At 63.5% G+C, this 23,382-nt stretch carries 21 protein-coding genes and 1 pseudogene; 10 read left to right on the top strand and 12 right to left on the bottom strand.

The window, feature by feature from the left end:
* Position 1: 1 nt before the first annotated feature.
* The 4 genes from CQ12_RS20745 to CQ12_RS20730 all read right to left on the bottom strand — a co-directional run bounded on the left by CQ12_RS20745 (position 2) and on the right by CQ12_RS20730 (position 2,096).
* Positions 2–556, bottom strand: coding sequence for a F0F1 ATP synthase subunit B family protein (locus tag CQ12_RS20745; RefSeq protein ID WP_057837158.1), 555 nt, complete (start codon positions 554–556; stop codon positions 2–4).
* Positions 557–613: 57 nt separating this feature from the next.
* A complete protein-coding gene (locus CQ12_RS20740) occupies positions 614–844 on the bottom strand; it encodes a F0F1 ATP synthase subunit C (protein WP_016847054.1) in 231 nt (76 codons plus the stop codon).
* Positions 845–900: 56 nt separating this feature from the next.
* Positions 901–1,656, bottom strand: a complete 756-nt coding sequence (locus tag CQ12_RS20735) for a F0F1 ATP synthase subunit A (protein WP_057837157.1) — start codon at positions 1,654–1,656, stop codon at positions 901–903.
* Positions 1,657–1,724: 68 nt separating this feature from the next.
* On the bottom strand, positions 1,725–2,096 hold the full coding sequence (locus CQ12_RS20730) for an AtpZ/AtpI family protein (RefSeq protein ID WP_057837156.1): 372 nt from the start codon (positions 2,094–2,096) through the stop codon (positions 1,725–1,727).
* A gap of 275 nt (positions 2,097–2,371) precedes the next feature.
* Between CQ12_RS20730 and CQ12_RS20725 the strand changes: the two genes are divergently transcribed.
* The 3 genes from CQ12_RS20725 (at position 2,372) to CQ12_RS20715 (ending at position 4,241) form a co-directional block, all read left to right on the top strand.
* Entirely contained in the window at positions 2,372–2,995 is a 624-nt protein-coding gene (locus CQ12_RS20725) for a 2-hydroxychromene-2-carboxylate isomerase (RefSeq protein WP_057837155.1), read from the top strand.
* Between the two features lie 64 nt (positions 2,996–3,059).
* Positions 3,060–3,596, top strand: a complete 537-nt coding sequence (locus tag CQ12_RS20720) for a hypothetical protein (protein ID WP_057837154.1) — start codon at positions 3,060–3,062, stop codon at positions 3,594–3,596.
* Positions 3,597–3,767: 171 nt separating this feature from the next.
* Positions 3,768–4,241 carry a secondary thiamine-phosphate synthase enzyme YjbQ gene (locus CQ12_RS20715; protein WP_057837153.1) on the top strand — a complete coding sequence of 158 codons (474 nt, stop codon included), beginning with the start codon at positions 3,768–3,770 and terminating at the stop codon, positions 4,239–4,241.
* Positions 4,242–4,313: 72 nt separating this feature from the next.
* On the opposite strand, the gene CQ12_RS20710 is transcribed toward CQ12_RS20715, so the two are convergent.
* The 6 genes from CQ12_RS20710 to CQ12_RS20685 form a co-directional block, all read right to left on the bottom strand.
* Positions 4,314–5,978 carry an MFS transporter gene (locus tag CQ12_RS20710; protein ID WP_057837152.1) on the bottom strand — a complete coding sequence of 555 codons (1,665 nt, stop codon included), beginning with the start codon at positions 5,976–5,978 and terminating at the stop codon, positions 4,314–4,316.
* A gap of 185 nt (positions 5,979–6,163) precedes the next feature.
* Positions 6,164–6,532 (bottom strand): hypothetical protein, encoded by a 369-nt coding sequence (locus CQ12_RS20705; protein ID WP_057837151.1) that lies wholly within the window; start codon positions 6,530–6,532, stop codon positions 6,164–6,166.
* 94 nt (positions 6,533–6,626) lie between these two features.
* Entirely contained in the window at positions 6,627–6,908 is a 282-nt protein-coding gene (locus CQ12_RS20700) for a hypothetical protein (protein ID WP_157088359.1), read from the bottom strand.
* Positions 6,909–6,946: 38 nt separating this feature from the next.
* Positions 6,947–7,267 (bottom strand): hypothetical protein, encoded by a 321-nt coding sequence (locus CQ12_RS20695; protein ID WP_057837149.1) that lies wholly within the window; start codon positions 7,265–7,267, stop codon positions 6,947–6,949.
* Positions 7,268–7,444: 177 nt separating this feature from the next.
* Positions 7,445–9,424, bottom strand: coding sequence for a sodium:solute symporter family protein (locus CQ12_RS20690; protein WP_057837148.1), 1,980 nt, complete (start codon positions 9,422–9,424; stop codon positions 7,445–7,447).
* A 12-nt stretch (positions 9,425–9,436) separates the two neighbouring features.
* Entirely contained in the window at positions 9,437–9,715 is a 279-nt protein-coding gene (locus tag CQ12_RS20685; protein ID WP_057837147.1) for a DUF4212 domain-containing protein, read from the bottom strand.
* A gap of 342 nt (positions 9,716–10,057) precedes the next feature.
* Between CQ12_RS20685 and CQ12_RS20680 the strand changes: the two genes are divergently transcribed.
* The 3 genes from CQ12_RS20680 to CQ12_RS20670 all read left to right on the top strand — a co-directional run bounded on the left by CQ12_RS20680 (position 10,058) and on the right by CQ12_RS20670 (position 13,787).
* The gene (locus CQ12_RS20680; RefSeq protein ID WP_057837146.1) at positions 10,058–10,666 is read left to right on the top strand and encodes a hypothetical protein; all 609 of its coding nucleotides are present in this window, start codon (positions 10,058–10,060) and stop codon (positions 10,664–10,666) included.
* A 61-nt stretch (positions 10,667–10,727) separates the two neighbouring features.
* Complete coding sequence (locus CQ12_RS20675) at positions 10,728–12,860, top strand: DUF294 nucleotidyltransferase-like domain-containing protein (protein ID WP_057837145.1); 2,133 nt, start codon at positions 10,728–10,730, stop codon at positions 12,858–12,860.
* Between the two features lie 249 nt (positions 12,861–13,109).
* Positions 13,110–13,787, top strand: coding sequence for a response regulator transcription factor (locus tag CQ12_RS20670; protein ID WP_057837205.1), 678 nt, complete (start codon positions 13,110–13,112; stop codon positions 13,785–13,787).
* Positions 13,788–13,797: 10 nt separating this feature from the next.
* Here the strand turns inward: CQ12_RS20670 and CQ12_RS20665 are convergent, their stop codons facing one another.
* On the bottom strand, positions 13,798–16,641 hold the full coding sequence (locus CQ12_RS20665) for an ATP-binding protein (protein WP_057837204.1): 2,844 nt from the start codon (positions 16,639–16,641) through the stop codon (positions 13,798–13,800).
* A gap of 195 nt (positions 16,642–16,836) precedes the next feature.
* Here CQ12_RS20665 and CQ12_RS20660 point away from each other — a divergent pair, with 195 nt between their 5' ends.
* From CQ12_RS20660 to CQ12_RS20645, 4 genes and pseudogenes are all read left to right on the top strand, one after another.
* Positions 16,837–17,256, top strand: a complete 420-nt coding sequence (locus CQ12_RS20660; RefSeq protein WP_057837203.1) for an organic hydroperoxide resistance protein — start codon at positions 16,837–16,839, stop codon at positions 17,254–17,256.
* A 36-nt stretch (positions 17,257–17,292) separates the two neighbouring features.
* Complete coding sequence (locus CQ12_RS20655) at positions 17,293–18,318, top strand: alpha/beta fold hydrolase (protein ID WP_057837144.1); 1,026 nt, start codon at positions 17,293–17,295, stop codon at positions 18,316–18,318.
* Positions 18,319–18,388: 70 nt separating this feature from the next.
* Positions 18,389–18,952, top strand: coding sequence for a cytochrome P460 family protein (locus tag CQ12_RS20650; protein ID WP_083519398.1), 564 nt, complete (start codon positions 18,389–18,391; stop codon positions 18,950–18,952).
* Positions 18,927–19,789, top strand: a pseudogene (locus tag CQ12_RS20645) (SDR family NAD(P)-dependent oxidoreductase). The gene CQ12_RS20650 and the pseudogene CQ12_RS20645 overlap by 26 nt, the downstream one beginning before the upstream one ends.
* A 3-nt stretch (positions 19,790–19,792) precedes the next feature.
* On the opposite strand, the gene CQ12_RS20640 reads toward CQ12_RS20645, so the two are convergent.
* Positions 19,793–23,305, bottom strand: coding sequence for a PAS domain-containing hybrid sensor histidine kinase/response regulator (locus tag CQ12_RS20640; RefSeq protein WP_057837143.1), 3,513 nt, complete (start codon positions 23,303–23,305; stop codon positions 19,793–19,795).
* Positions 23,306–23,382 lie beyond the last annotated feature (77 nt).

Below are 23,382 nucleotides of genomic sequence, written 5' to 3'. Positions count from 1 at the left end.
TCTATCCCTTCAACGAAGCGTCGACGGCGCTGCCCACCGCCTTGCTGTCGGGCAGCACGCCGGTGAGACGCTGAACGATCGCGCCGGCCGCATCCGCGGCGATGCCGCGGACATTGCTCATCGCGGTTTGCCGCGTCGTCGCGATCTGCTTCTCGGCGGCGGCAAGCTTGGCGGTGAGCTGGTCTTCCAGCGACTTGCGCTCGGCTTCCGCAGCCGCATTCAGCTTCTCGCGGGTCTCGTTTCCGATGGCCTGCGCGCGGGTGCGGGCGGAGGCGAGTTCGGTCTCGTACGCTTTCAGCGCCGCGTCCGACTCGTCCTTGAACTTCTGCGCCGCCGCCAGATCGCCCTCGATCGCGTTCTGGCGTGCATCGATCACGCTTTCGACGCGCGGCAGCGCGATGCGAGAGACGATGACGTAGAGCGCGACGAAAGCGATGACGAGCGACACCAGTTGCGAAGCAAACGTGCTCGACTCGAACGGAGGAAATCCGCCGTGTCCGCCGTCGGCTTCGGTGTGGGCGCCGGTGCCCTTGGTGCCATGACTTTTTTCAGCCACGGGGTTCTCCTGTTGCAGTCAGCCGCGCCGCCCGGAGGCGGCGCGATAGGGTGCAGCTCAGAGCGGAACGAACAGCAGCAGCAGCGCGATCAGCAGCGAGAAGATGCCGAGCGCTTCGGTCACGGCGAAGCCGAAGATCAGGTTGCCGAACTGGCCCTGGGCTGCGGAAGGATTGCGCACGGCAGCGGCAAGGTAGTTGCCGAAGATGATGCCCACGCCGACGCCCGCGCCGCCCATGCCGATGCATGCGATGCCCGCGCCGATAAGTTTAGCTGCTGCCGGTTCCATTTCTAGAGCTCCTTGAGAGGGTAAGACAAAGTGTGGGTGGAAATTCCCCGGACCGCTTAGTGTCCCGGATGAATGGCGTCGTTGAGGTAGATGCAGGTCAGGATCGCGAACACGTAGGCCTGCAGGAATGCGACCAGGAGTTCGAGCGCGGTCAGCGCCACGGTGAGCGCCAGCGGCAGCATGCCGCCGAACCAGCCGAGCGCGCCGAGCGAGACGCCGAGCATGGCGACGAAGCCCGCGAACACCTTCAGCGCGATGTGGCCGGCCAGCATGTTGGCGAACAGACGCACGCTGTGCGAGACCGGCCGCAGGAAGAACGACAGGATTTCGATGAACATGACCAGCGGCAGGATGTAGCCTGGAACGCCGGACGGCACGAAAATCTTGAAGAACTTCAGGCCGTTCTTGTAGATGCCGTAGATCAGGACCGTGAAGAAGACCAGGAAGGCCAGCGCCGCGGTGACGATGATGTGGCTCGAGACCGTGAACGTGTAGGGGACGATGCCGATCAGATTCGAGATGCAGATGAACATGAACAGCGAGAAGATCAGCGGGAAGAACTTCATGCCTTCCGAGCCGGCGGTAGAGCGGATTGTGCTGGCGACGAACTCGTAGCTGATTTCGGCGATCGACTGCATCCGGCCGGGAACCAACTGCCCTCTCGCCATGCCGCCGATCATCAGCAGCGAGATCACCGCCACGGCGATGAACATGTACAGCGTCGAGTTGGTGAAGGCGATCGTGTGGTTGCCGATATGGCCGATCGTGAAGAGGGGTTCGATATTGAACTGGTGGATCGGGTCGATTTTCATCCGCGCGGCTCTTTATCCACCGGCCTGGCCGGCAATCGAATTTCAAATGCGTGACTTTCCGTCGGTGCTCAGCGCCTGCGGGAAGCTACGCCTGCAGATCTCACCACGTTGACCACCCCGGCGACGAAGCCGAGCAGAAGAAACACGATGAAACCGAACGGCGATGTCGACAGCAAACGGTCGAACCCCCAGCCAATCGCCGCTCCGACGACAACGCCCGCGACCAACTCTGAGGAAAGCCGGAAACCCAGCGCCATCGCAGATGCTCTGGCAGCCGTATCTCCGCTTTCAGTACCGGGTTGATCAGTCCTTACTTTCCGGCTGTCGCGAATTTCGGACAACCGTTGATCCAGACTTCCGAGCCTTGCGGAAAGCGCAGCTTCGTCGGAAGACGGCTGATCGCGATTCCCACTTGCGTTGTCGTTCTTGTCTTCGGCCATGCCCAAGACATTAAACGATGCCAACGGTTGATGGAAATTACGCCCGTCACCCTTGAAAGCCGCGCGGACCATACTTACCGCGTCTAATCAAGTCAAGATTAGGCCGTAGCCAGTTAGTGCTTTGATTTGATTGGAATTATTCGAAGGATGCCTGCGACACTGTGGACTGTCATCGCAGTGCAGCAGCTATTCCAGCAAGGATCGATCTTGCGCCCGTCTGGACGGTCTGTTGGGATGCCCCGCGCGAGACGAAAATCCTCGTTCCAGGAGGGCGCATGTCGCGTCAGGTCGACTACTATTTCTCGATCCAATCGCCCTGGGCCTATATCGGGCATCAAGCTTTTCGCGACCTTGTAAGTACTTACGATCTCAAGGTTAATCACAAGCCGGTGGTCCTGGTCGATCTCTTCTCGGAGACCGGCGGCCTGCCCCTGATGAAGCGCCACCCGGTGCGGCAGCGCTACCGGATGGTCGAACTGCAGCGCTGGCGCGACAAGCGCGGGCTGAAATTCAACCTGCAGCCGGCCCACTGGCCTTTCAACGCCCGGCTTGCCGACGGTGTCGTGATCGCGGCGCTGGAGGGCGGCCTCGACCCCGACCGATATCTGCGGCGGGCTTTCGCCGGCGTCTGGCAAGATCAGCTCAATCTCGCCGATCCCGCCACGATTGCAAAACTCGCCGACGAATCGGGGCTGCCCGGCAAGCAATTGGTGGAGCGCTCCGGCGCAGACGACATCACGGCGGCATATGAGCAGAACCGGCAGGAAGCGCTGGCGGCCGACGTGTTCGGCTCGCCGGTCTATGTGCTGGATGGTGAAGTGTTCTGGGGCCAGGACCGCATCGAATTGCTGGACGATGCGTTGAAGTCGGGACGGGCGGCCTATAGCTCAAGGGTGTGAGGCGCGCCTTGAAAGCGCCCCGCCGGTCGAGGAAACCGGCAACTCCTGAGGCGGGAGCAAGCCCATGCGTACAGCGAAATCGTCCTCGAAACTCTTAGGCCCCGTCGCGCTCGCGTTCTGTCTCGCAGCCAGCGGCCACGCGTTCGCAGGGCCGATGCCGGAGACCGAGAACGGGCGCTATTCGCTGTCGCCGGCCGGCGATGGCGTATTGCGGCTCGACACCCGTACCGGCGCGGTCTCGACCTGCACCAATTCGGGCGCCGGCTGGGCCTGCTATGCGGTGCCCGACGAGCGCACGGCGATGGATTCGGAAATCGGCCGCCTGCAGGCTGACATTGGCCGGCTGCAGGCCGAGAATGAAAAGCTGAAATCGGAACTCGCCTCGCGCGAACCGACTGTATCGGGCAAGATCGAGGAGCCGCTGCCGAAAGCGGACTCGCTCAAGCCGCCGAAGGTTGCCGAGAGCGAGCGCAAGATCGAAATCCCGCTGCCGAGCGATCGCGACATGGATCGCATGATGTCCTTCCTGGAGCAGGCCTGGCGGCGCCTGATCGAGATGGCCAACCGGCTGCAACGGGACGTCAACAGCGGCAAGATTTGACAAGGCGGCCGTCGTCCCTGCGGCGTTCTCGCCGTCGTCCCTGCGAACGCAGGGACCCATACGCCGCGGCCTTTTGATTTGGGATGATCGAAGTCGATATCGTTCGCAACAATGACCGCCTGCGGTTATGGGTCCCTGCTTTCGCAGGGACGACGTGTGGAGAGAATCTTCATGAGTTCATCCAAATCTCTCTCCCGGTCCGCGCCGTCCGTGGTCAGCGCCAACACCATCGTGTCTTCGCTGCTGACCGTGCAGACGTCGGGCACAGGCTTCACCGATCTCACTGCTGAGGTCGCAAAATTCGTGGCGGAGGCGCGGGCGCGCGAAGGCGCGCTGACGGCGTTCATCCGTCACACCTCGGCGTCGCTGACCATCCAGGAAAACGCCGACCCCACCGTGCTGGTCGATCTGACGACCGCGCTGAATCGGCTCGCGCCGGAAAATGCCGGCTGGCGCCATGACACCGAGGGGCCGGACGACATGCCCGCGCACATCAAGACCATGCTGACCGCGACCTCGCTGCAGGTCCCGGTGCTGCAGGGCACGCTCGCGCTCGGAACATGGCAGGCGATCTATCTGGTCGAGCACCGTGCGCGGCCGCACCGCCGCGAGATCGTGCTGCAGTTCGCCGGCATGACGGACTGAGAACCCATTAAAAAACAAACCGGCCGCGGATCGCTCCGCGGCCGGTCCGTGATTGATGGTTGTGAAAACCGGTTACTTCGTGATGTCGACGTCCTTGGTTTCCGGCAGGAAGAAGAAGCCGATGACCACGGTGATCGAGGCGAAGATGATCGGGTACCAGAGACCGGCATAGATGTCGCCGGTCGCGGCCACGATCGCGAACGAGGTCGCCGGCAGCAACCCGCCGAACCAGCCGTTGCCGATATGGTAGGGCAGCGACATCGAGGTGTAGCGGATCTTGGTCGGGAACAGTTCGACCAGCATCGCTGCGATCGGCCCGTACACCATGGTGACGTAAAGCACCAGGATGAACAGCAGTCCGATGATGGCGGCGACCTGCGGTTTGAAGATGTCGAACGGATGGTTCATCTTCACGAGCGTCGGGTTGGCGCCGCGCTTCGGATAGCCAGCCTCCTGCAGGGCGGCCGTCGCGCCGGCATTGGAGTCAGCCGGTTTGCTGTAGGGCACGTCCTTGCCATTGATGCGGATCAGCACGGGCGAGCCGGCGGCACCTGCGACGGTGTCGTACTTCACCGAGGACTTCGCGAGGAAGTCGCGGGCCAGATCGCAAGGCGCGGTGAACACGCGGGTGCCGACCGGGTTGAACAGGTCGCCGCAGCCCTTCGGATCTGCCACGACCTGCACCTTCACCGATTCGATGGCCTTTTCCAGCGTCGGGTTGGCGTTGGTCGAGATCATCTTGAAGATCGGGAAGAAGGTCAGCGCCGCAATCAGGCAGCCTCCCAGGATGATCGGCTTGCGGCCGATCTTGTCCGACAGCGAACCGAACACGATGAAGAAGCCGGTGCCGAGCAGGAGCGACCAGGCGATCAGGAGGTTGGCGGTGTAGCCGTCGACCTGAAGGATCGATTGCAGGAAGAACAGTGCGTAGAACTGGCCGGTGTACCAGACCACGCCCTGACCCATCACGCCGCCGAGCAGTGCGATTAGCACGAGCTTGCCGTTGCTCCAGTTGCCGAAGGCTTCGGTCAGCGGAGCCTTCGAGCCCTTGCCCTCTTCCTTCATCTTCTGGAAGACCGGCGACTCATTCAGCCGCAGTCGGATCCAGACCGAGATGCCGAGCAGCACGACCGAGAGCAGGAACGGTATGCGCCAGCCCCACGCCGCGAACTCAGGCTCGCCGAGGATCGTTCGTGTGAACAGGATCACCAGCAGCGACAGGAACAGGCCGAGCGTCGCGGTGGTCTGAATGAACGAGGTGTAGTAACCGCGTTTGCCCATCGGCGCGTGCTCGGCAACGTAGGTCGCCGCACCGCCGTATTCGCCGCCGAGCGCGAGACCCTGCAGCAGGCGCAGCGCGATCAGGATGATCGGGGCCGCGATGCCGATGGTTGCGGCATTGGGCAGCAGGCCGACGATGAAGGTCGACAGGCCCATGATCAGAATGGTGACGAGGAAGGTGTATTTGCGGCCGACGATGTCGCCGACACGGCCGAACACGATGGCGCCGAACGGGCGGACCAGGAAGCCGGCGGCGAAGGCCAGCAGCGCGAAGATGTCGCGGGTTGCCGGCGGGTAGGCCGAGAAGAACTGCGCGCCGATGACGCTGGCGAGCGATCCGTAGAGGTAGAAGTCATACCATTCGAAGACAGTGCCCAGCGAGGAAGCTACGATGACGAAACGTTCGTCCTTCGTCATCCCACCGGCCTTGCCGGATGTGGCAGTAATTGTCGACATTCCGATTCGCTCCCCTTTTTTATGATCGCGCAGATAGGCGTTGCGTCAGATCGACGCGCAATTATTAACTTCACTACATGTTCGCGAAGTTGGGCCCAATAGTACTTTCGGTGGGATCGGCAGCGTTTTCCCGCCGTTTTTGGCCGCTGCGATCGTGAATCGCCGTTTGTCGGCGCAGCTTCGGACTAAAGTCCAATGACTGAAAAGACGAGCGCGATGCTCCACATCACGATGGAAATCACTGCGGTCCAGCTCGCGAACAGCAAATAAGTCTCGCGCATGACCATCGAAACCGTCCGTTGCGCGGAGGCCTGGGGCGGACGGTTTTCCTTGGAAAGATAGAGCCACATCTCGGTGCGGCGGTGGTCCTTGGTTCGGGCTTCCCAGGCTTTCAACACCAGAATCAGTGTCATCAGGATGCTGAGAAAGCCGCCGGCCTGGAAGGCGGAGCGCGGCAGGAATGACAGTCCGATCATGACGCAGAAGATGGCGAGCGAGGCGAAGCCACAGGCGCGAAGCACTGTCTCGTAGGCGATACGGCGCATCTCTTCCATGATCCGCCACCCCGTCAATCAAGGATAGATGCCGGTTCAAAAGCCGGCGCAGGGTAGCGGCAGCGCGACCCGTGCTCAACTCCGCTATTGGGCGTTACAGGCCGATCTTGAGAAAGTTACCGGCGGCGGGCAGCGCCAGGAGGGCGGTTCCTGCAAGCCATATCCAGAGCGATGCGTCGGTTGATTCCGAGGCTCCGGTGACCCGCTCGTAGATCGCCGCCGGAATCCCGCCAAGGATGACGGTTGCTGTCGAAACCATCAGGGATGCGAACATCAGCGTCAGGGACAGGCTGCCAAACAGCAGCGGGCCGGCGAGCAATTGGACGTACAGCAGCGTGAAAATCAGCGCGAGCTGATTGAAGATGCCGTTGATCATGCCGAAGAATGCGATTCCGATGAAATAGAAATTGCGGCTCACGATGCGGCTCCACCAATCCGGGGCGCCAGATTGAACAGCAGCAATGTGTAGTGAAACGCAACGCGCAGCCAGAACAGCCAGACAAATCCGAACAGCCAGATCAGGACCGGCGGGGTAACCTTGGGCGTCATGACAGCGACGGCGGCGACGACGGGATCGGTGATCCGGCAGAAGAATCGCCAGATGTAGTTCGGCGAGTCCGCATCCACCATCAGGCCGAGCAGAACGCGGCCAAGCAACGTGTACATCAGTGCGGCCAGAATGAAGTTCGGCAGGTGGAAATACCAGTAGGTGGCCAGCGCTGTTGAAATACCCAAAGTGGGACTCTCCTGGGGGCTTGAGCAATCGACGACCTGGCACGCGTAACCACGAGATGCACGACACAACAATGGCAAGCGGCGACCCTTCGGGCAAGCGAAGTCACTTGCGCTTCGGCCAAAACAAAACGGGGCCCTTATCGAGGCCCCGTTCGCCGAAACGCGCTTGTTGCACGGCTATGTCGTCTTCTCCTCGAGCACCGTCCTGCCGCGCGGCTTCCGGATCTCGTCGACATAGGCTTGAATTTCCGCCGATGGCTCCCTGCCGAGCTTGCTGACGATGTAGATGACCGCGAAGCCCAATGGCGCTCCCAACAAGCCGCACGCAATATTGTTGAGGTTGAACCACCCGACCTTGTTGGCCAGCGGGTGAGCCAATGTCGGGAAGCTTTCCATGGCATTGGGTAATGCCATGGCCTTCGCAATGTCGACCACCGGAGCCCCTGTGAGGGGGTTCAGCAGCGAGGTCATGCCGAAGTACTTCACGCCTGCGCCCGGGAAGTATCGCGTTGTCACGAGATAGAACAGGCACAGCCCGAATCCGGCAATGATGCCGCAGATGGCGCCCGTTGCCGTCGTCCGCTTCCACCAGACGCCCATCACGAGGGCCGGGAAGTTGCCGGCCATCGCGAGCGAGAACGCCCAGCCGACCATGGCCAGGATGTCGGCCGGCTTGGTTGCCGCCGTCGCGGCCGCGACCACCGCGACGACCACCAGGAGCGCGCGCGCCACCGTGAGGCGGCGAATGGTCGGAGCGTTCGGATCGATCATCTTGTAATAGATGTCGTGCGACAGCGCGTTGGCGATGGCAAGCAGCAGGCCGTCGGCGGTGGAGAGTGCGGCGGCGAGACCGCCCGCTGCCACCAGGCCCGAGATCACATAGGGAAGCCCCGCGATCTCCGGCGTGGAGAGCACGATCACGTCCGTGTTGATCACGAAGTCCTGCAGCCGCACGACCCCGGGATGATCGGCGATCGCTTTACAGGCGGCGATCACCGCATCGATGCTGCTGGCATTCTTGCCGCAGATCTGGATCAGCCCGAGTTCACCCCAACTGAACAACCAGGGGCGAATGGCGGACAGGTCCCGCCCGATGATGTTGGTGTAGACCTCCAGCTTGGAGAACGCCGCATAGGCCGGCGCCGAGAAGTACAGCAGGAAGATGAACAGCAACGACCAGGCGACGGATTGGCGTGCCTCACGCACCGACGGGGTGGTGAAGTAACGCATCAGGATGTGCGGCAACGAGGCCGTTCCGACCATCATGCACATGATGATCGCAAAGAAGTTGAGCGGGCTATAGTTGATGAAGGGCTGGAGGTGCGGCTTCAGCGCTGCGGCCGTCGACAGACCGTTCGCCAGCATTTGCTGCTCGCGCGCGGCAATTTCCGCGATTGCCTGACCGTAAGTGAGTTGGGGGAGCGGAATCCCGTATTTCATGGTGGACAGGATCACGATCGGCGTCAGATAGGCGATGATCAGCACGATGTATTGTGCGATCTGCGTCCAGGTCACCGCCCGCATGCCACCCAGCATCGCGCAGAGCAGAATGCCGACAAGGCCGGCAAAGACCGCAAGCTCGAACTGCATTCCGAGGAAACGCGAGGCGATGATTCCGGTGCCGTAGATTTGCGCCGTTACATAGGTAAAGGAGCATGCGACCAGCACGATCACGCCGAGGAAGCGGGCGAAGTTGCCGCCGTACCGGAATGACAGGAAGTCGGGCACGGTATAGGCGCCGAACTTGCGCAGATACGGTCCGATCAGGATCGACACCAGCACAAATCCGCCGGTCCAACCCAGCACCCATGCGAGTCCGTCATAACCTAAAAGAAACAAGGTGCCGGCCATGCCGACGAAGGAAGCCGCTGACATCCAGTCGGCGCCCGTCGCCATGCCGTTATAGAAAGCCGGGACACGCCGTCCGGCGACATAATATTCGGAGACCTCGGCGGTTCGCGTCATCACCCCGATGATGGCGTACACCGCGAGCGTGAAGAACACGAACAGATATCCGAGTATCTTGTTCGGAACGCCTACCTGTTCGAGAATCGCGAGCAGGATGATGAACGCCAGGAACCCTCCGGTATAGGTGCCGTACATCCTGCCCAGATTCTTAATGAAATCCGAGGTGCTGGTGGTGGCTTGTGTGGCCATGATCTCATCCCCTCAATCTTCCTCGGCAAAGCCGAATTCGCGATCGATCTTGTCCTGCTGTTTCGCGAACAGGAACAGCATGACCACGAAGGCGATGAGCGACCCTTGCGCCGCCATGTAGAAGCCGAGCGGGAAGCCGAGAACCGGGATGACGATATTGTTGAGCGGCTTCACGAACATGTGGATGACGAAGCCGAAGAAGAACCAGATGGCGAGATGGGTAAACATCAGGCGCGACGTCTTGCGCCAGTGGGCCTCTTCTTTCTGTTTGATGCTTGTAGAGTCAGGCATAGCTTGCATTCCTCCTTCAAAGCATGGGCCGGCAAAAAAGCGCCGGGATGAATGATCGAGGGGAGTGCAAATCCCTTCAGTGCGGCGCCCCCTCTTTGCCGCTGCTCTACCGGTCTAGTGCCGGCTTTGGAGACAACGCAGGCTAACACCACGAATCGTCGGGCCTTCATTAGACTTTCGGGGGTATTATTTGTTGCGTTTGCGAAGGGGGTGAAGCGATTCCGATAGGGAATTGCCGCAACTGCTAACGACGCGGTGCTGAGAACCTTGAACCTTGCTGGATCGGATAAGGTAAGCTGCTGATCAGGTTGCCTCGCGCTGATCAGGCAGGATGAGACCGCAATGAAGCTGTTCGAAAAACTGTTTCGACCGCGTCCGCCCATTCGGGACCGCGAGGCGCTTGCGGACTTCATCGATGCCCAATCCGCCTTCATTGTGCAGAAGGGAATCTTCGAATATTCGCGGGCGCGTGCGGGGCACTACGCGAAGGTGCTGTTTGCCGAGGAGGGGTTTGCCCGGTCGGTCGAACTTGCGCGCTGGCAGGCGTTTCCGCTGGGACTCGCGATGGTCGGCGAGATGGTAGACGTGGTCCTGCGCCCGCATGCCGGCGCCGATCGCCGGGCGGTTCTCGACCGGATCATCATGGTCGTCCTGTCGGTCTTCGACCGCTATCCGGTGCCGCCGTCGATCGGCGAGGCCGGTTGGCAGGAGGCGCGGCGGGAGCTGGAGCGCCGGCTCGACCTGGTCGGGGGGCACGCGCCGAAGCGGGTGATGGACATCCCTGATCCCCTGGCGGAGAGCTACTTTGCCATGATGCCGATCCACGAAAAGCTGCGCGGGCGAGACTTCGATACGACGCGCAATTACTTGCGCATAAGCCTGTGCAACATCCATGACGAGTTGATCGAGCGGATCGACGCTGCCGCCGTCACCGGAGCGTTATTGAAATAGGGCGGCGTCTGGACGCGGCCATCGCCGACCCGACACCGCGACCCGGCGACGCGAGGGACCGATGATCAGGACGAACGGCGGCGCTTCGCTTTTGTCACTCGACGCCGTGGTCATCGATACTGAAACCACCGGTCTCGATCCACGCAAGGCGCGGATGATCGAGCTTGCCGGGGTCCGGCTTTCAGCGGGGAGGCTGGCGGCCGACGTGTCGTTTCGTCAATTGCTGCGGCCGGCAGGCGAGACGATCCCGGCCGAGGCGACGCGCATCCATGGCATCGACGATGCGGCGGTAGCGGCGGCGCCCGTGTTTGCGGACGTTTGGACGAGTTTCGACGCGTTTGTCGATGGATCCCTCGTGATCGGGCACACGGTGGGCTTCGATCTGGCGATGCTCAAGCGCGAATGCGATCTGGCCGATCTGCCGTGGTCGCGGCCGCGAACGCTCGATACCCGGCTGCTCGCCGAGATCGTCGCTCCCGAATTGGCCGGCTACACGCTGGAAAAGCTCACCGGCTGGCTCGGAATCGCAGCTTCCGAACGTCACACCGCGCTGGGTGACGCGATCACGACGGCGCGGCTATTCCTGGCGTTGGTACCAAAGCTGCGCGAGCGCGGCATCCGCACCGTTGCCGAGGCCGAACGCGCTTGCCGCGCGCTTACTGCCGTGCTCGACGATCAGGTGCAGAGCGGGTGGATCGAGGCGGTCGAGGCAACGGCCCGCGTCGATACCGAGCAAACGCTGAAGCGCTTCGACAGCTATCCGTTTCGCCACCGCATCCGCGGCATCATGCGGACACCCGTGATCTTCGTCTCACCGGATACCAGGGTCGGCGAGGCGCTGGTGCGAATGACGGACGAGAAGATATCGGCGGTCTACGTCCACGGGCCGCAGCCGGAGCCGGAGGTCAAGGCGGCTGACGCGGGGATTGTCACGGAGCGCGACGTGCTGCGCGCCCTGGCCCGGGACGGCGCCCCGGCACTGCGACAGCCGGTCGCCGAGATCATGAGCCGGCCGCTTGCGGCGGTCCCGGCAGACGCGTTTGTCTACCGCGCGATCGGCCGGATGTATCGTCTCAAGACCCGCCATCTCGGCGTCGTTGACGAGAAGGGCTGCGTGATCGGCGCATTGTCGGCGCGTGATCTGCTGCGCCTGCGCGCAGGCGATGCCATATCGCTCGGCGACGAGATCGACGAGGCCACCGACGCGCATGCGCTGTCGGCCGCCTGGGCGCAGTTGCCTCGTGTCGCGCAAATGCTTCTGGCGGAGGGATTGTCCGGACGCGATATCGCCGAGGTGATTTCCCGGGAGCTGGGCGCTCTTTCCCGCCAGGCCGCGGTGATCGCCGAACGAATCATGCGGGAGAACGGCCGGGGCGAGCCGCCATGCGACTATGCGCTGCTGGTGCTCGGCTCGGCCGGACGCGGCGAGAGCCTGTTGGCGATGGATCAGGACAACGCATTGATCTTCGCGCAGGGCGAACCCGATGGCGAGGAGGATCGCTGGTTTGCAGCGTTGGGCACGCACGTCGCCGATATCCTGCACGAGGTCGGTGTGCCCTATTGCCGCGGAGGCGTCATGGCGAAGAATCCGTCCTGGCGCGGCTCGGCGGCCACATGGCGCGACCGGATCGACAAGTGGATCACGCGTTCCCGTCCCGCCGATCTGTTGTCCGTCGATATCTTCTTCGACCTGCGGGCGGTTCATGGCAACGGCGGCCTTGCCGTCTCGGTGCGTCAGGCGGCCTTCGCCGCGGCCGAGGGCCAGGTTGCGTTCGCAAAACTGTTGGTCGAGAACGTCGGCGTTCCCTCGAGCCTGAAATTCTTCGGCGGAATCCGCACGGTCGCCGGCCGCATCGACCTCAAGGCGGCTGGACTGTTTGGGCTCATTTCATGGGTGCGCGCGATGGCGATCCGCTATCATGTCATGGAACGGTCGACGTCGGCGCGACTGGCCGGCGTGAAGGCGAGGGTTCGGGCCAGCGAGCGCGATCTCGACGCGCTCGGCGAAGCGCAGGGGGCCTTTCTCGATCTCATCCTGTCGCAGCAGCTCGAGGACGTCGCCCACGGTATCCAACCCTCCAACGCCGTCGCCGTGAAGCGATTGTCAGCCCGTGACCTCGATCGGCTGCGCGCGGCGCTCGCTGCGGTTTCCAGCATCGATGAGCTGGGCCGCGACTTGCTGTTTAAGGATTGATACGAGGCGTTCTGCGAAAGCGAGGCATTCTTCCCCCAGTTCCTTGCCAGCGGAACGGCGTGGCGCGGCACTTCTGAAGTTAATTGTTTTTGCGCTGCACCATTTACAGGAAATCGGCGCGGATTAACTGCTTTTGCGCGACGCGGGAAAGGTTGCCTTGCAAGTCGCTCCCTGACGGTGGACAATCAAATTGCTGTCGATCAGCAACGAGTTGCACGCTTTCCGACCTCTCGTCGGCGCTTGGATCAGATGACTGCTGCTACTGCCAATACCCACCTCGTCATCGCCGATGACCACCCGCTGTTCCGCGACGCGTTGCGGCAGGCGGTCGCGAGCGTCGTGGCATCGGCCACGATCAGCGAGGCCGGGTCGTTCGACGATCTCACCGCGTTGCTGGAGCGGGATTCCGAGGTCGATTTGATCCTGCTCGACCTCTCCATGCCCGGGATCTCGGGATTCTCCGGCCTGATCTATCTGCGCGCGCAATACCCGGCGATCCCGGTGGTGATCGTATCCGCCAGCGATGACGCCGGTACGATCCGCCGGTCGCTGGATTTCGGCGCCTCGGGTTTCATCCCCAAGCGGTTCGGCGTCGAGACGCTGCGCGACGCCGTCATGAAGGTGATGGAGGGCGACGTCTGGGTTCCGCCGGACACCGATCTGTCATCGGCCGACGATCCCGACATGGCGCGGCTGCGCGACCGCCTGGTCACGCTGACCCCGCAGCAGGTGCGGGTGCTGATGATGCTGTCGGAGGGCCTGCTCAACAAGCAGATCGCCTACGAGCTCGGCGTTTCCGAAGCGACCATCAAGGCGCATGTCTCGGCCATCCTGCAGAAACTCGGCGTCGAAAGCCGCACACAGGCCGTGATCGCTGCGGCAAAGATCTCCGGCGGCCAGTGGCGCCAGGGCACGCCGACGGGGTGAGCCGTCGAGACTATTTCCAGATCTCCAGCAGTCCGCAGGCGGTTCTGATATCCGCCGTCTCGGAACCCTCCGCGAAGCGTTCGATAGTCGACCGAAGCCGCTCTCCGGCCTCCTCCCATTGACCATGTGCGGCACGGTGTTCGGCGAGATCGATTGCGGTCCTCAGTTCCCACGCGATTGCGCCGCTGCGACGGGCGAGTTCCAGCGACTCCATCAGGCAGGTTTCTGCTTCCTCGACATTCGGCCTCGGGAAGGAGAGCAATACCCTGGCTTTCACGCGCAGCAGCTCGGGCATGTAGAGACGGTCGCCGCCTTGCCCGACGAGGTGGATGGCTTCGTCGATCAGACATGCGCCCTCCTCGGACTGGCCAAGCGCCAGCATGCCGTGAACCAGCGCGATGTTGAACGTCGTGGTGAGCAACTCGTAGCCGGCGTCATGGAGTTCACGCAGACACGCCTTGATCGTCTCGACGCCCTCAGCGGCGGCACCGCGCCGGATCGCCAGTTCGCCTTTGACGCCGCGCCCGACTGCGAGATACGGGCCCATCGAGCGTGAGGTCGCATGTTCGATGAACCGGTCGATGTTCGCTTCGGCATCGTCGAGGTCCCCGTTCCAGAGGTCGATCGAGACCGCCCATATCAGCGCGATACACAGCGTGATCGGGTGTTCCATCTGGGCGGCCTCGGCGACTGTCTGGCGCGCCAGCCGCTGTGCGTCCGCCGGCCGGCCCTGCAACCAGAACTCGCGCGCCAGCGAGATGCCGGCGCGGTTGCGGTGGTCGAAGCCGTACACGGTACTGATCCGTTCCGTGCCCGGCCCTTTCCAGGCTGCCTCCAGCACGGTCATCGCATCGCGATGCTCGCCGGCCAGATGCAGCGAGACGCCGAGGAGCGAGTTGGCGAGGGCGAGGGCGGCGGCATCGCCGAGCGTTCCGGCAACCGTAGTGCTCTGCCGCGCATAACCAAGCGCTGCCTCGAACTGTCCCATCCGCTCGTGGAAAATGTGCATGCGGCCGAGCAACTGGAGCTGGTTCGGCAGGTCGCCGCGCGTTTCGGCGATTGCAAGACTGCGGCTGAGGGCGGCAAGCGCCGCTGCGCTGCCGCCGCGCGTGAACATCAAAGCCAGGCCAAGGGCGGCCTGCAGGTGCATCTCCTCGGTGCTGCCGCGCAAGGACGCATCAACCGCGAGCAGCGCGCGTTCCGACCAGCGCCGGCATTCGATCAGCAGTGACATTGCAAGGAAGATCGGCGCCGCTGCAGCGGCAAGCGCGAAGCCGATGCGAACATCGCCGTCCCTGCCGAAGCACCAGTCCAACGCGGCGCGCAGATTGTGAAGTGCAGAGAAATGTATCGCGCGCTCGTCGGCGCTCGGCATCGTTGCCAATGTCGTGCCGGCCTGTTCGAGCCATCGGCGATAGTAGGTCGCATGTCGCGCGGCGAGCGCTGCGTCGCCGGGCTCGATCTCGAGCAGATAGGAGCGTGTCGTGTCGAGCAGGCGATAGCGCATCATGGCGCCGATCGGCCGCGGCGCGACCATCGACTTGGCGACGAGGCTGTCGATGGCGTCGAACAGGCGAGAACGGTCGACGCGCTCGTCGGGCACAACTTCGAGCACCGCGTCGATGGTGAAGTGGCCAGCGAAGACCGCAAGCCGGCGCAGCACGAGGCGCTCCGTTTCGGACAGCAGCCGGTAGCTCCAGTCCAGCGTCGCCTGCAACGTCTTTTGCCGCGGCGGGGCAGTGCGCTGGCCCTGCCAGAGCAGATTAAGGCGCTCGTCGAGCAGCGTTGCCGTTCGCTCCAGGCCGTAGGCTTCGACGCGGCCCGCCGCAAGCTCGATCGCCAGCGCCATTCCGTCGAGCTTGCGACAGATTCCGGCGATGATCGCTGCACTGGAATCGTCGAGCATGATCTTGGCGCCGCCTGCCGACGCGCGCTCGAGGAAGAGTTGCAGCGCAGGATAGGTCTGCGCCATGGCCGCCGTGAGATCACCGTTGTCGGGCGGAACGGCAAGCGGCGCCAGCCGGTAGACCTGCTCGCCCTCAACACGCAGGGGTTCGCGGCTCGTGGCGAGGATGTGGACGTCAGGTGCCCCACGGAAGATTTCCGCCGCAACGGGTGCTGCGGCGGCGATGACGTGCTCGCAATTGTCCAGGATCAGCAGCATCCGCTTGTCGTGCAGATGCGCAAGTAGCGCCGGCAGCGGATCGTCGGTCTGTGCCGGCAAACCGAGCATCAGCAGGATCGAGGTGATCACCAGATCGGGGTCGCTGAGCGCGGCGAGATCGACAAAATGGGCTGAGTCGAAGCGCGTGTCGAGCAGGTCGTGAGCGATCGTCACCGCGACCGCTGTCTTGCCGACGCCACCCGGGCCGGCGATCGTGACGAAGCGAGAGGAGATGAGTTTTTCCGACACGGCGGCAACGGTCTCGTCGCGGCCGACCATCCGTTGCAGGCGGTTGGGCAGTTTGGCGGGCTGCAAATCCGCCCGCGGTTCGAGGCGGCGCTCCGTCCGGATATCGCTGTGCGAGAGCGGCGCCACGAAGCAATAGCCCCGGCCCGAGAGCGTCGTGATGTAGCGAGCGCCATCCTTGCCGTCGCCAAGCGCCTTGCGCAGCGTTGCGACGTGAAAGCGCAGATTGGCCTCCTCGACGGTGATGCCGGGCCACACCAGCGCCATCAGATCCCATTTGCTGACGACCTGGTTGGGGCGCGACATCAGTGCGATCAGTGTGTCGAAGGCCTTGGCGCCGAGCGGCAGCGTGACTCCGTCGCGCATCACAAGGCGCTCATGCGGCGTCACGGTAAAGGGTCCGAACGACAGGGTCGTTGCCCTGGAACCAACCGGCTCAGTCATCGCGAAATCTTGCTCATCTGCGCAACCGGATATCGAGATGACCTCGATCCGGCAAGACCTTCCCTGCATCGCCGTCAGACCGTGCATGCAGGACTTGTGAGACGTGCATGTGTCGCCCTCACAATTTCTCACAAGTCCAAACGGGTGTGCTCCGGCCGCCGCTGCTATTCGGTTGCCCGGGGCAAGGAGACCTGCATGACACAAGCGGCAAAGATACTTTACACGGCGAGGACCCATACCAGCGGCGGGCGGCACGACGGCATATCGCGCAGTTCCGACGGCCGCCTCGACCTCAAGCTGTCGACGCCGGGCGGCGCGGGCATCGGTACCAACCCCGAGCAACTGTTCGCGGCAGGCTGGTCAGCCTGCTTCGAAGGCGCGATGGAAATCGCGGCGCGAACACGCAGCGTCGAGCTTCCCCGCAAACGCGCGATCGACGCAGAAATCGATCTCGTGCTCGATGAGGGCGGCTACTCACTTCGGGCACGACTCAGTGTCAGCCTGCCCGGTCTCGACCGGCAGATCGCGCAAGGCATCATCGAGGACGCCCACCAGACCTGTCCTTACTCCAAAGCCGTCCGCGGCAATATCGATGTCACGGTCGCATTGATCTGACGCGCCATCACCCACCCTCGACAAGGTAGTACCATCATGAATCAAGATATCGACCAGCATCGCCGCAAGTTCTTCGGCGTCGCCGCAGGAACCCTCGCCGTCGGCCTCGGCGTCATCGATCTGGCCAGCGCCGAGACCGGATCGCGGCCTTCCGGGTCCAGTGCCTCGTTCGGCCCGATCAAGCAGGTCCACGCCGGTGTGCTCAATGTCGGCTATGCCGAGGCAGGCCCCTCGAACGGTCCTGCGGCGATCCTGCTGCACGGCTGGCCCTACGACATTCACGCCTTCGTGGATGTCGCTCCGATCCTGGCAAAGGCCGGTTACCGCGTGATCATTCCCTATCTGCGCGGTTACGGCTCGACGCATTTCCTCTCCGGCGAAACGCCGCGCAACGGCGAGCCCGTGGCAATGGCTGCAGACATCATTGCGCTGATGGACAGTCTCGGTATCGAGAGGGCGGTCGTCGCCGGGTTCGACTGGGGCGCGCGCACCGCCGACATCATCGCCGCGTTGTGGCCGGAACGTTGTCGCTCTCTGGTGTCGGTCAGCGGCTACCTGATCTCCGGCCAGGCCGCCGGTAGTGCCCCATTGCCGCCGCAGGCCGAGTTGCAATGGTGGTACCAGTTCTATTTTGCGACCGAGCGCGGCTTCGCCGGCTACGCGAAGTACACGCACGATTTCGCAAGACTGATCTGGAAACTCGCCTCACCGCAGTGGAAGTTCGACGACGCCACCTTCAACCGGAGCGCGGCGGCGCTCGACAACAAGGATCATGTTGCGATCACCATCCACAATTATCGCTGGAGGCTCGGGCTCGCAAAGGGCGAGGCCAAATACGAAGGACTGGAACAGAAGCTCGCAGCAGCGCCGGTGATCAACGTGCCGACGATCACGATGGAAGGTGACGCCAATGGCGCGCCGCACCCCGATGCCAGTGCGTACGCCCGGAAATTCGCCGGTCGATATGACTATCGGATGGTGACCGGCGGCATCGGCCACAATTTGCCTCAGGAAGCACCGGAAGCCTTCGCCAGAGCCGTCATCGATTCCGACGGCGTCTGAGTTTTCACACTATCCCGATCCGGCACGCGCCGGATCGGGACCAATGCCGATCTTCAGCCTGGCCAAAATCATGACCCCAATTGAAACTGAAACGAAGAGAACCGCCTACATGATGGCTGTCACGGTAGCCGTGCTGCTCATCGTTGTCCTACTGGTTTGCGTGCCATACCTCGTCTCGATCGCCCTTGCCGAGGGACCGGCACAAGGTAGCGCGGCGGACGCATCACCGATCTTCGGCGTGACGGTACCCCGGGACTACAAGCGCTGGGAGCTGATTGCGCCAGCCGAAGAAGCTGCTCCGCTCGACGAGCTTCGCGCCGTCATCGGTAATCAGACCGCCGTCGACGCCTATCAGGCCGGACAATTTCCGTTCCCCGACGGAACGATCCTGGTCAAGCGTGCCTGGAAGCGGAAACAGTCACCGGAATTCGGCTCCGCGACGATTCCCGGCGCAGCCACCACGGTCCAGGTGATGGTCAAGGATTCCAGAAAATATGCCGCAACCGGCGGCTGGGGCTTCGGCCGGTTCGTCAACGGCAAACCGGTCGACGAGGCCCAGCATCGCACCTGCTTTGCCTGTCACGAAGCTCGCGCCAAAAGCCGCGACTATGTCTTCACCCGGCTCGCGCCTTGAGAGCCGGGAGGCCGTCTTGAAGACATGGTTCGTCAGTGGCAGCTCTCGCGGGCTTGGGCTCGCGATCACGGAGGCGGCGCTGGCCGGTGGGCATCGGGTCGTGGCGACTGCCCGCGATTTGCGGCCGCTCGATCCGTTGCGTGAACAGTTCGGTGACACATTGCGGCTCGCACGGCTCGACGTGACTGATGAGGACGCTGCGCAAGCAGCCATCGACCTTGCGGTTTCGGCGTTCGGCGGTGTTGACGTCGTCGTCAACAATGCCGGCTACGGCGAACTCGGGTCGGTGGAGGACACGAGCCTGGAGTCGTTCCGCCGGCAGATTGAAGTCAACCTGATCGGCACCATCATCGTGAGCAAGGCGGTGATCCCGGTGCTGCGGCGGCAGCGCCGGGCCACATCGTACAAGTCTCGTCGGTCGGTGGAAGGCTCGGTGCCCCCGCGCGGGCCGCCTATTCGGCTGCGAAATGGGGTGTCGAAGGTTTTTCCGAGTCGCTGGCGCGCGAGATGGAATTGATCGGCGTGTATTTGACGATCGTTGAACCCGGCGGCTTCCGGACCGGCTTTGCACAGGCCGCGCATGTGACGGATGAGGGACGGAGCGAATACGATGCCGTCGTCGGCGCGGCCGTCAGGAAGCAGCGTGATTATGACGGTCGCCAGCCGGGAGATCCCGCCAAGGCAGCCGCCGTCGTCCTGAAGCTGGCAGAAATGGATCGACCGCCCCCGCGGCTGGCGCTCGGAAGCGACGCCGTGACGGCCATTGCCGAGGCAGATCGTCAGCGCCTCGAGGAGTTGGACCGGTGGCGCCCACTCAGTAGCTCGACCGACTACTGATTTCTACTCCGCCGCGGCCACCATCTGCTGCGCCCGCCACTGGCCGAGCAGGGCGCGGAGCGAGGCCGGCTTCACCGGTTTGTTGAGGATCGCGATATTCTCCTCGCGCGCGGCGGCGCGGACGTTCGGGCTGCGGTCGGCCGTGATCAGGATGGCCGGAATGTTTTCGCCGAAGCGGCGGCGGATTTCGCGGATCGCGGCGACGCCGTTGCCGCGGTCGAGATGATAGTCGACCAGAAGACCGGTCACGTCGTTGCCGGAAGCTTCGATCGCGGCGATCGCGGCTTCCGGGTCGGCCACCGCGATCACCTCGGCGTCCCAGGCGGTCAGCAACGTCTTCATGCCGTCGAGGATCGCCGGGTCGTTCTCGATGCAGACGATCAGGGCGCCGCTCATCGGCGTCTTCGACAGCGGCGTCGCGCTGGTGACGGCGGCGGTGTGGGTGATCGCCTTGGCGACCGGCACCGTCACCGAGAACACCGAGCCGCCGCCGGCGTTGGCGTCGATCGCGATGCCGTGGTTGAGCACGCGCGCCAGCCGCTCGACGATCGAGAGGCCGAGGCCCAGACCGCGCGCAATGCGCGCGCCCTGTTCGAGGCGGTGGAACTCCTTGAAGATCTCGCCGCGCTTCATCACGGGAATGCCGACGCCGGTATCGTAAACGGCGATCTGCAGCGATTGCCCGTGGCGGCGGCAGCCGACCAGCACGCGCCCGCGCGGGGTGTATTTGATCGCGTTAGAGATGAAGTTCTGCAGCAGCCGGCGCAGCAGCGAGCGGTCGGATTGCACCGGTAGCGAGCAGGGCACGAAGGTCAGCTCCAGCCCCTTGGCGCGCGCGATCGGCGCAAACTCGATCTCGAGCGAGCGCATCAGATCGGCCATCTTGAAGCTGGTGATCGAGGTCGCCATCGCGCCGGCATCGAGCCGCGAAATATCGAGCAGCGCACCGAGGATTTCCTCGATCGCCTCCAGCGAGTCGTCGATGTTCTCGACCAGGCGGGAATCCTCGCCGCCGTTCTGCCGTTCGACGAGGCTCGTCACATACAGCCGCGCCGCATTGAGCGGCTGCAGGATGTCGTGGCTGGCCGCGGCCAGAAATCGCGTTTTCGAGATGTTGGCGTCCTCGGCGGTGCTCTTGGCCTGCGCCAGTTCGGAATTCAGGCGCGTCAGTTCCTCGGTGCGGTCGCGCACGCGCTTTTCCAGCGTCGCATTGGCGCGCTCCAGCGCCTCAGCCGCCTCGAAGCTCGGGGTGACGTCGGAGAAGGTGATAACGAGGCCGCCGCCCGGCATCCGGTTGGAGCGGACCTCGATCACCATGTGGCGGTCGGGCAGGCGCTCCAGATAGGGCTCGCCTTCGGTGGTGTAGGCCTCCAGCCGCCGCGCCAACAGCGCATCGGAATCGCCGGCGCCGGACGGATTGACCGCGTCCATGAATTCGAGGATTTCCTGCAAGGGAATGCCGAGTTGCACGAGTTGCGGCGGCAGCGCGAGAATCTCGCCGAACTGCGCGTTCGAGCAGATCAGTTGCAGATCGGCGTCGAACACCGCGATGCCCTGGCGCACATGGTTGAGCGCGGTCTGCAGGATCTCGCGGTTGAAATGCAGCGCGGCGTGGGAGTCGTCGAGCAGCTTCAGCGCGGCCTTGGCGGAGACGGTCCGCTTGCGCAGCAGCAGCGACATCACGAGGCGCGAGGAGGCCGCGCCGATCGAGGAGGCGATCAGGCGTTCGGCAAATTGCAGTAATTCGAAATCGGCTGGCGCCGCCGGATCGAGATTGCCAGGACGATTGGCGGCAAAGGTCTGGAACGCCTGGGCGGCGCGCTCGGGGCCGAGATATTGCGTCACCGTGCTCTGGATGTCCTGCACGGTAACGGTCGTCCGCCAGCGCCGGAACGTCGGCGTGATCGGCGTCAGCGTGTTGGGCACGAACAGGTCCGCCTGCAGCCGTTCGATCGAGGACGGCCGTTGCGCGATCGACATCACGATGTAGGTCAGGATGTTGAGCGAGAGCGACCAGAGCACGCCATGCATCAGCGGCGGCAGATCGGTGCCGAGCAGCGCCCGCGGACGCAGCGCCTCGATGCCGAATGGTCCGTGTTGCAGCAGCAGGAGACCGGTGGGATTGCCCTCCAGGAAGCTCGGCAGGAACAGCGTATAGGCCCACACGGCAAAGCCGACCAGCATACCGGTCATGGCGCCGCGTGCGGTGCCCTGGCGCCAGAACAGGCCGCCGAAGAAGGCCGGCGCCAGCTGGGCGAGCGCTGCGAATGACAGCAGGCCGATCGCCGCCAGTTGCGCATTGCCGAGCGCGCGATAGTAGAAATACGCCATCACCATGATGGCGAAGATCGCAAAGCGCCGGATCCTGAGCAGGAAGTCGCCGAAATCCTTGCTGCTGTCGCGCGTTGCGGGTCCGCGCTGCAGCACCAGCGGCAGGACGATGTCGTTCGAGACCATGATGGAGAGCGCGACGCATTCCACGATCACCATCGCGGTCGCGGCCGACAGGCCGCCGACGAACACCGCAATGCTGAGCAGCGGGACATTCGCCTCGATTGGCAGCGCCAATACGTACATGTCGCTGTCCACGGCGCCGAACGGGAAGGTGACGAGGCCGGCGATCGCAATCGGAATCACGAACAGGTTAATGGCGATAAGATAGAGCGGGAACAGCCAGCGGGCGCGGCTGACCTCCTCGGGGCTGGAGTTCTCGACCACGCTGACGTGAAACTGCCGCGGCAGCAGCATGATCGCGCAGAACGACAGCAGCGTCATGGTGAGGAAATTGCCGAGCGAGGGCACGTAGTCGATCGCGCGGACCGCCTCGGGGGTCTTCATCGCGCGTTCGATCAGCTCGACCGGCGTGAACATCCAGAAGGTGACGAACGCGCCGACGGCGAGAAAGGCCACCAGCTTGACGATGGATTCGGTGGCGACCGCCAGCATCAGGCCGTGCTGGTGCTCGGTGGCGTCGGTCTGGCGGGTGCCGAACAGCACGGCGAATGCCGCCATCGCCAGCGTCACCACCAGCGCGATGTCGCCGATGATCGGGATCGAGGAGAACAGCTTGTCCTCTCTGAGGATCGTCTCCAGCGACGACGCCACCGCCTTGAGCTGCAACGCGATGTAGGGCACGGAACCTACGATCGCGATCATCGCGACGGTGCCGGCAACCGCCTGGCTCTTGCCGTAGCGCGCGGCGATGAAGTCGGCGATCGAGGTGATGTTCTGCGACTTGGCGAGCTGGATCACGCGCCGCAGAAGCGGCGTGCCAAGCCCGATCATCAGGATCGGCCCGACATAGATCGCGAGGAAGTCGACGCTGGTGCGGGTGGCGAAGCCGACGGAACCGAAGAAGGTCCAGGAGGTGCAGTAGATCGCCAGCGACAGCGGATAGATCAGCATGCTGGCGCGGCCGCGCTGGCTCGGCGACAGGCGGTCGCCATAGCTGGCGACGACGAACAGCAATCCGATATAGGCGAACGCGGCGGCGATTACGCCCCAGTCGTGCAGCATCGCTGCATATCTCCCTTCACGGCCAGCAGCCGTAGGGGGACTATAAACGCTTTGGGCCGGCAGCGCACCGCGCTACC

Origin of the sequence: Bradyrhizobium jicamae (genome assembly GCF_001440395.1) — a bacterium.
GTDB lineage: Bacteria > Pseudomonadota > Alphaproteobacteria > Rhizobiales > Xanthobacteraceae > Bradyrhizobium > Bradyrhizobium jicamae.
This window is presented reverse-complemented; position numbering and strand designations above follow the sequence as displayed.